Genomic DNA, 7,915 nt, shown 5'->3' on the forward strand with positions numbered 1-7,915 from the left:
TTGACGCTGGGTGCGCGCTTTACCCAGTTCGATTTGAACGACTCTCCCAGCCGCATTGCCTACCGCCACAACGGTAGCGAAACGCTTCAAGATAGTTTCCAATTCACCGTGTCGGACAGCGCAGGCGGTGCAATTTCCACCCGCACGTTCGACATTAAGGTGAATCCGGTCAACGACCCACCCAGGTTGATCAGCTTAGGAGCGCTCAGCGTTACCGAGTCGGATACAGCGATCACGCCGATCGGTAAGTCGCTACTTCAGGCGATCGATCCTGACCCCAACACGCAAATCACTTACACAGTTCTCTCTGCGCCCACCGGAACGCTGCTGCTGGATTCCACCCCAGTCACAACGTTTACGCAGGCAGACATTGATGCTGGACGCTTGAAGTATCGGCAAGGGGGTAGCGAAGCAGCCTCCGACAGCTTCAGCTTCAGCATTACTGATGGAGCAACTGAGCTAATTGGTCCCAGTGTCTTCAACATCTCAATCACGCCGTCGAATGACGCGCCACAAATTGTACTGAACGATCGCCTGACCCTTAACGAATCCGGTACCCAATCGATCACGAATGGGCTGCTGCTCGTGACCGATGTGGACGGTCCTGGACCGGTGACCTACACGCTCAATGGTGCACCTACCAAGGGGCAACTGAAGCTGGGTGATCAGGCGCTATCGAGCAATCAGACGTTTACGCAGGATGACATTACAGACAACCGCATCTCGTACACGCATGATGGCAGCGAGTCTACGGCAGATAGCTTCTCGTTCCGGGCATCGGACGGCTCCACGGGCACGCTGCCGCTAACGACGTTTAATATCCGCGTCAACTCGGTGAATGACGCTCCGATCGTGACTGTTCCCGGTGCTCAAACCATCGATGAAGATACCTCTCTGACCTTCGGCACGGGTCGCCTGATCAGCATTACCGATGTGGACGCTGGTGATAGTCCGCTGTTTGTGGAACTGCGAGTCAACAACGGCAAGCTAACGGTGAATACGCCCTCGACGATCGTCACAGGCAACGGCACCAATACGGTGATTCTGCAAGGTGCTCAAGGACGGATTAGCACAATCCTAAACGGCGGCATTAAGTACGACCCGGACAAAGACTTCAATGGGCTAGATGTGCTGACCGTTCGCGCTGACGATCAAGGCAGCAGCGGCGACGATGGACAGCAGCAGTTCACTCTGAAGACGATCGACATTGCCGTCCGCGCCATCAACGACTCTCCCACGCTGAGGCTCATGTCCTCAACGACCACAGTTCGCGAAGACGAAGTGCTCAACCTGGCATTCTTAACGACGGATGTAGACGCAGGCGATAGCTTCGTCAAAGCCACACTGGTTGCTACAAACGGCACTCTCACCGTAGCATCCTCCAATATTGGCTTCCTAGACGGCACCAGCAACGGTGGTAGAACCGTCACCTTCACCGGCACGATCGCCGACATTACCAATGCGCTGAGCAGCGTAGACTACCAGGGCGTGCGGAATTACAACGGCACCGACACGATTTCGGTGACGATCGACGACCAGGGTTCAACCGGAGCCAATGGCAGACCGACCCTGCTAACGATTCCGGTAACCGTAACGGCAGTGAACGATGCTCCATCGTTTACCGCAGGCACCAGTCAGACTGTGAACGAGCGCGACGACAGCGGCGTGATTCGCGTTGCCAGTTGGGCGACGGCAATTTCTCGGGGTGGCGGAGCTGACGAAGCAGCCCAAACCCTGGCGTTCGATGTGACAACTGACAGTAACAACTTGTTTACCAGTAATGGACGTCCCGTCATCAACGCCAGCACAGGTGAGCTGAGCTATACGCTGGCTCCAAACGCCTTTGGCACGGCAAATGTCACCGTAGTTCTGCGCGATAGCGGTTCGGGTACGGCTCCAAACGTGAACCTTTCGGCTCCGTCTATTTTCACGATCGGCGCTAATCCGGTTAACGATGCCCCCACGTTCACGCGGCGTGCCTCTACCGCGACGATCGACGAGGACGCTCCCGCACAAACCGTGTGGTGGGCAACCGGAATTTCCGCAGGTCCCGCAACTCCGACGCCCAATGGTGTGCCCAACGAGGCGACGACTCAGACGGTCGAGTTTGTAATTGACAACAGCAATCCGAACCTGTTTGAATCGGGTCCGACGATCGCTCCCAACGGCACTCTGACCTATAAGACGGCTCAGGACGCAAACGGAACGGCAATTTTGACCGTACGACTGCGCGATGATGGCGGCACCGAGAACGGTGGCGTTAACGTTTCAGGTCCGCAGACCTACACGATCAATGTGCGATCGGTGAATGATGCACCGCTGCTAGCGATACCAACCACGCTAGATACTGAGGAAGACACCTCTTTGGACATCACAGGTCTTAGCATTACCGATGTGGATGCAGGCGATGGCCCGCTGAGAGTAACCCTGACTGCGCTAGGAATGGGTACGTCTGGAACCAGCGGCACGCTAGGAGTCGCCGCAACTCAGGGCGTCACGATCCTCACGGGCAGCAACGGCAGCAACCTACAACTAACTGGTAAGCTGAACGACCTCAACACGGCGCTGAGCAGCCTGAAGTACCAAGGCAAGCTGAACGTCAGCGGTACGGATCGCATTAGCGTTAGCGTCACCGATAACGGCAACACAGGCACGATCGGCGGCACCAAGACTGCCACGGGCACCTTCTCAGTGAATGTGGCCGCTGTCAACGATGCACCAACCGTGACGATCAGCACTGCAAATCGCCCAGTACAAGAAGACCTCAGCGCTCTTCTACCGGGCCTCAGTGTCACAGATGTAGACGCGGGTTCAACCGGCGTTGTTGAGGTAACTGTTTCGGCGCTTCAAGGCACCTTGACGCTGCCGACGGCAGGACTGACCATCAGCGCCAACGGCACCAACAGCGTGACTGCGAGGGGCGTTCTGTCGATTCTCAACTCGGCATTGGCGAACTTGCGCTACACCAGCAACCTCAACTACAACGGACCTGACGAAATCACCGTCACGATCGACGATCAGGCTCTCTCTGGCATCGGCGGTGCGCAACGCGACAGCAAGAGCTTCAGTCTCAACATCACTCCGGTGAACGATCTGCCCCAGCTAACCATGCCAGCGGGTCCACTGAGCGTCAACGAAGACGAAGCGCTAACCTTCACGGGTGCCGCTGCGATCGCTCTGACCGATGTTGATTCTGGCTCTAACCCGATTCAAGTCACGCTGGCTGTTAACAGCGGCTCTCTGGCGCTAACCGACACAGGGCTGCGACTGATTACCGGCACGAGCAATCCCAGTGGTGGTCAGCGATCGCTAACCTATGAGGGAACGATCGACAGCATTCGCACGGCTCTTGAAACGCTAATCTATCGCGGCAACCCAAATGCCTTTGGCTCCGATAACCTCACCGTCACGGTCAACGATCGCGGCAAAACGGGTGCAACGTCGGGTACGGATGTGACGCGTTCTGTCTCGATCACGGTAGCGTCTGTCAATGATGTGCCCGTGCTTGTGACGAATCGGTCGCTCTCCCTACTGGAAGGCACGACAAAGCTGATCAGTAGCGGTCTGCTGAACACAACCGACGCCGATAGTCCGCCGCAGTCGTCGCTGGTATACATGATCGACACAGCTCCTACGACCACCAACAGCCGCCTGATCCTGAGGAACGGCACGACGGTGACCACACTGGGCGCAGGCAGCACCTTCACCCAGGCAGATATCACTGGCAACCGTCTCAGCTACATGCATGGCGGCGGCGAAGATTCTTCGGATAGCTTTGTCTTCCGGGTATCGGATGGTAGCGGTGGCACGATCGACAGCACGACCTTTAACATCTCGGTCACGCCGTCTAACGACACCCCTCTTGTCACAACCAACGCATCGTTGACGGTGATGGAAGGGGATACGTTAAACATCCTGCCAGCGTTCCTGCAAGCAACGGATGCAGACAACCGTCCGTCCGAACTGCGGTACACGCTAACCAGTGCGTTGAGCAGCGGCACGCTGCTGCTCAACGGCGGGTCATTGAGTGTCAACCAAACCTTCACCCAGGAAGACATTGACTTCGGACGCCTCGCCTACAGCCATAGCGGTAGCGAAACTACGCGCGACAGCTTCTCGTTTGCGTTAAGCGATGGCTCTAGCGGCAGTAACGGAACGTTCAACATTGCTGTCACTCCTGTGAATGATCCGGTAACGTTGGCGTCAAACAATCCGCTAACGGTGAACGAAGGTGCGACCACTAACATCACGAAAGGACTGCTGCAAGCGATCGATCCAGACACGCCCCTGTCGGAGATTCGCTACACGTTAACGGCGGCTCCGCTACGGGGAACGCTGCGGCTGAACAATAACTCTCTAGCTGCAGGAGGTACCTTCACAGAGCAGGACATCCAGAGTGGCTTACTTTCCTATCAGCATCTAGGTGGTGAGCAGACGGATGATACGTTCTTCTTCCGCGTTTCTTCAACGGGCAACGACCTGCAACTCGACGATCGCTTTGTGATTCGAGTGAATCCGCTGAATGATGCACCTGTTCTGGTGAGGAACACAGGCATCAGCATCCGGGGTGATTCTTCTTCGGTGACAACGATTGGGCGTGGAGCGCTGTTAACGACTGATGTTGATAACACGGAGCGTCAGTTGGTCTACACGCTGCGATCGTTACCCGATGTAACGGTAGGCGAGTTGCGACTGGACAACCGCGTCCTAAAAGTCGGCGACACGTTTACTCAGGAAGACATTGGCGCAGGTAAGGTCAAGTATGCCTACTTCCGCAATGGTGCAGGTGACGGCTTTGAGTTCTCGGTGTCCGATGGCGCTACGGGCGGAACGCTGTCCAATGCTTTCTTCGACATCACCTACAACTACTCGTAGGACTGTCTACGATCGCCCCGGAGAATTTCCAACGGGGCGACACCACCCTTTTGTATCAGAGACGCTCCAGCGGAGCGTCTTTTTTTCGTCTACCTCAAATCCTGCACCGCAACTGTGCCGTGTGAAAACCATGAAGTATTAGACGCCAAGCACCACGTAATAGATGACGATGCTGAAAATTACCATGAAGCCGAACTTGAACAGTTCTCGCGATCGCGGTGCTGGCTGTGTCACTTGATTGAACGGAGAGATCGGAGACGTACGCTTGGCTGTGTTGAACTGAGTTTCTGTCGCGCTTGACGGCTCAGCGATCGTTTCCAAGGTGAATTCTGTAATCCACTCCGGAAATTCTTGCCCGACCTGCCACGCATATGCCCGCACAGACTCAATCGGCTCTGCCTGTAGCCGCAGCAGTCCGCGTCGGATAAACGCGATCGTGGCGTGCTGGTTCAGCGGCGTTGCCGACTTTAGCATCACCTGCAAGCAACCGCGCTCTCGTCGCGCCCTTACCCGAATCCGCTGAGCGTACAAGGCCGCATTCATCAGCGCGGCGATCGCAATGGCGTCACCTTGTTTCGCCAGTTTCAGCAAGAGTGGTTGAGTCATCGGCGCAGGACTCCGAGGCGCGACATGATCGCCCAATTAGGTCAGCGATCCCTGCCTCTAATTTAGTACATTTGTACGAAGTTTGCGCCGTCTATGCAACCACGATCGAGGAAAGTTCCTAAACGGCAGATTGTTGAACGATCGGACTGAACGATTACTCTGTTAACCAGTTTAGAGCTTCGCGGGCGATCGAACCAGGAATGATATGAGTTCCGTTGAACTCCTGGTAGCGCAGATCGTATCCTGCCTGCTGCAACTGAGGTACGATCCTACGGCTGCATCGGTCAATCGAGAGCACAGTGTCCCATTTGCCGTGGGAGACAAACAGGCGTGGTGCTCCTTGATATCTTGTAGGTCGTATGAATCCTGGTGAAAAGGCGATGACGTGGGTAAACAGGTTGCCATTACTGATCCCGACCGAAAGTGCGTAGGAAGCCCCGTCTGAGAAACCTCCGATCGCAAGACGGCTTGGATCAATCGCGTAGCGGCTAAACGTTTGTGTCAGAGCGCGATCCATAAACGCAATGTCGGGACCGTAGTGGCTGATGATCATGTCCCAGGTTTTGTAGCGTGAATCGATCGCCAGTAGGATTATGTCAGACTGGTCTGCCAAATGCTGAAACGGTTGCAGTCCTCCCTCTGCGCTACCGCCTGCCCCATGCAGCATTAGCACCAAGGGCGCGGGTTGCTCTGGTCGGTAGCTGTTGGGAACATAAAGAAATCCGTCACGCTTGCCATCTAGTTCCAGCGGGTGCAACCCAACTGCACCTGCCGCTGTTGGTTGAGTAGGGCGAGCCAATAGCTGTCCGGTAGCGGCGATTTCCTCTTTGCTGGTTTGTGATCCGTTGTGTACCATCGAACTTCTCTCCTTTGCCTCAACTGCGATCGTCTCTAGGTATTTTTTCGCCACTACCCCTCTCACCCACATGCAGCTAAGACTGTACCGATGATGCCTACTGCAAGAACCCGCAGATTCTGATAATCTACGACCCTGAATACAACGGAGACACAAACTCGCTTGAAGGGTTCGAGTAAAAACTGTGATGGCTGATGTTATGGCTGATTTTAAGTACGCAAACTGCTGTCTCCCTCGTACGCAAGGTTGACTACCCGCGCGATCGAGCATCCCGAAGGATCAATTTGTTTTACGTTGAGTTGTCAGCAGGAGCACACTAGCTGTTATGGTGTTCGCGTGCTTGATTAGGAACCTCGATCGAGACAAGCTGAACCAGAGTTTTTAGAGCTTCTCACTGACACGATCGCGACGGTTCGATCCGACGACATGAATCCAAGCTGTAGCGAGTGGCAAGCCGCAAACTGACCAGGAGTGCTAAGGTGCAAAGTGGGATTATAGATGCAACTGCAGCATGGGCATTCTGACACTGCGATCGGTGAAAAAAGACTTTGGCATCAAAGAGATTCTGAAAGATGCCAGCTTTAGCCTGGACGCCAACGATAAAGTTGGCTTGATTGGCACCAATGGATCGGGCAAATCGACCCTGCTGAAAATTATTGCGGGGTTGGAGCCGATCGATGCAGGCGAGATCCAGATGAGTTCGGCGCTGCGAGTGGTTTATCTACCGCAGCAGCCAGAGGTAGACGAAAGCCGTACGGTTTTGGAGCAAGTGTTTGCCGATAGCGGCGAGCGAATGACGCTGGTGCGACAGTACGAGGAACTGTCGGATAAATTGGCGCATGGGCAGGGCGACGGCGATCGCATCATGGCGCAGCTTGCCACGGTCAGTCAGCGAATGGAGTCAACGGGCGCGTGGGATTTGGAGACAAACGCCAAAATCATTTTGACGAAGTTGGGCATCGACGATGTCAACGCCCGCGTTGGTGACCTGTCTGGTGGCTACCGCAAGCGCATTGCCTTGGCAACGGCGCTGCTGTCAGAGCCAGATGTGCTGCTGATGGACGAGCCAACAAACCATTTGGACGCGCTGTCTGTGGAGTGGCTGCAAGGCTATCTAGGCCGCTTTCGAGGCGCACTGCTGCTGATCACGCACGATCGCTATTTTTTGGATCGGGTGACGACGCGGATTCTGGAACTTGATCGCGGCGACCTCTACGCCTACAGCGGCAACTATTCCTATTACTTAGAGAAAAAATCGCTGGCAGAAGAGTCCGCTGCCAGTTCCCAACGCAAGCATCAAGGCGTGCTTCGACGAGAATTGGAGTGGCTAAAACGCGGACCCAAAGCCCGAAGCACCAAGCAAAAAGCGCGGATCGATCGCATCCATGAGATGCAAGGTGCTGAGTTCAAAGCGACGCAGGGCAAAGTAGACATTTCCACTGCAGGACGCCGCATTGGCAAAAAGGTGATCGAACTCAGCCACATTTCCAAAGCCTACGATGGACGAACGCTGATTCAGGACTTTAGCCACGAATTCAGTCCCGAAGACCGCGTGGGGATTATTGGCGGTAACGGAGC

4 protein-coding genes are annotated in these 7,915 nt (G+C 55.2%); 2 read left to right on the forward strand and 2 right to left on the reverse strand.

The window, feature by feature from the left end; translation table 11 throughout:
- Positions 1 to 33: 33 nt before the first annotated feature.
- Positions 34 to 4,875, forward strand: coding sequence for a cadherin-like domain-containing protein (locus tag H6F43_RS02770; RefSeq protein WP_206754533.1), 4,842 nt, complete (start codon positions 34 to 36; stop codon positions 4,873 to 4,875).
- 138 nt (positions 4,876 to 5,013) lie between these two features.
- On the opposite strand, the gene H6F43_RS02775 is transcribed toward H6F43_RS02770, so the two are convergent.
- Complete coding sequence (locus tag H6F43_RS02775; RefSeq protein WP_190340477.1) at positions 5,014 to 5,481, reverse strand: hypothetical protein; 468 nt, start codon at positions 5,479 to 5,481, stop codon at positions 5,014 to 5,016.
- Between the two features lie 154 nt (positions 5,482 to 5,635).
- Positions 5,636 to 6,337 (reverse strand): alpha/beta hydrolase-fold protein, encoded by a 702-nt coding sequence (locus H6F43_RS02780; RefSeq protein ID WP_190340478.1) that lies wholly within the window; start codon positions 6,335 to 6,337, stop codon positions 5,636 to 5,638.
- A gap of 511 nt (positions 6,338 to 6,848) precedes the next feature.
- Here H6F43_RS02780 and H6F43_RS02785 point away from each other — a divergent pair.
- Positions 6,849 to 7,915, forward strand: a 1,067-nt coding sequence (locus H6F43_RS02785) for an ABC-F family ATP-binding cassette domain-containing protein (protein ID WP_190340479.1), incomplete at its 3' end; no start/stop codon positions are given.

The organism is Leptolyngbya sp. FACHB-36, assembly GCF_014695955.1.
GTDB lineage: Bacteria > Cyanobacteriota > Cyanobacteriia > Leptolyngbyales > Leptolyngbyaceae > FACHB-36.

Excerpts from the sequence above, each read along its gene's own strand:
- H6F43_RS02780 (WP_190340478.1), bottom strand. The coding sequence starts at position 6,337 with ATGGTACACAACGGATCACAAACCAGCAAAGAGGAAATCGCCGCTACC.
- H6F43_RS02775 (WP_190340477.1), bottom strand. The coding sequence starts at position 5,481 with ATGACTCAACCACTCTTGCTGAAACTGGCGAAACAAGGTGACGCCATT.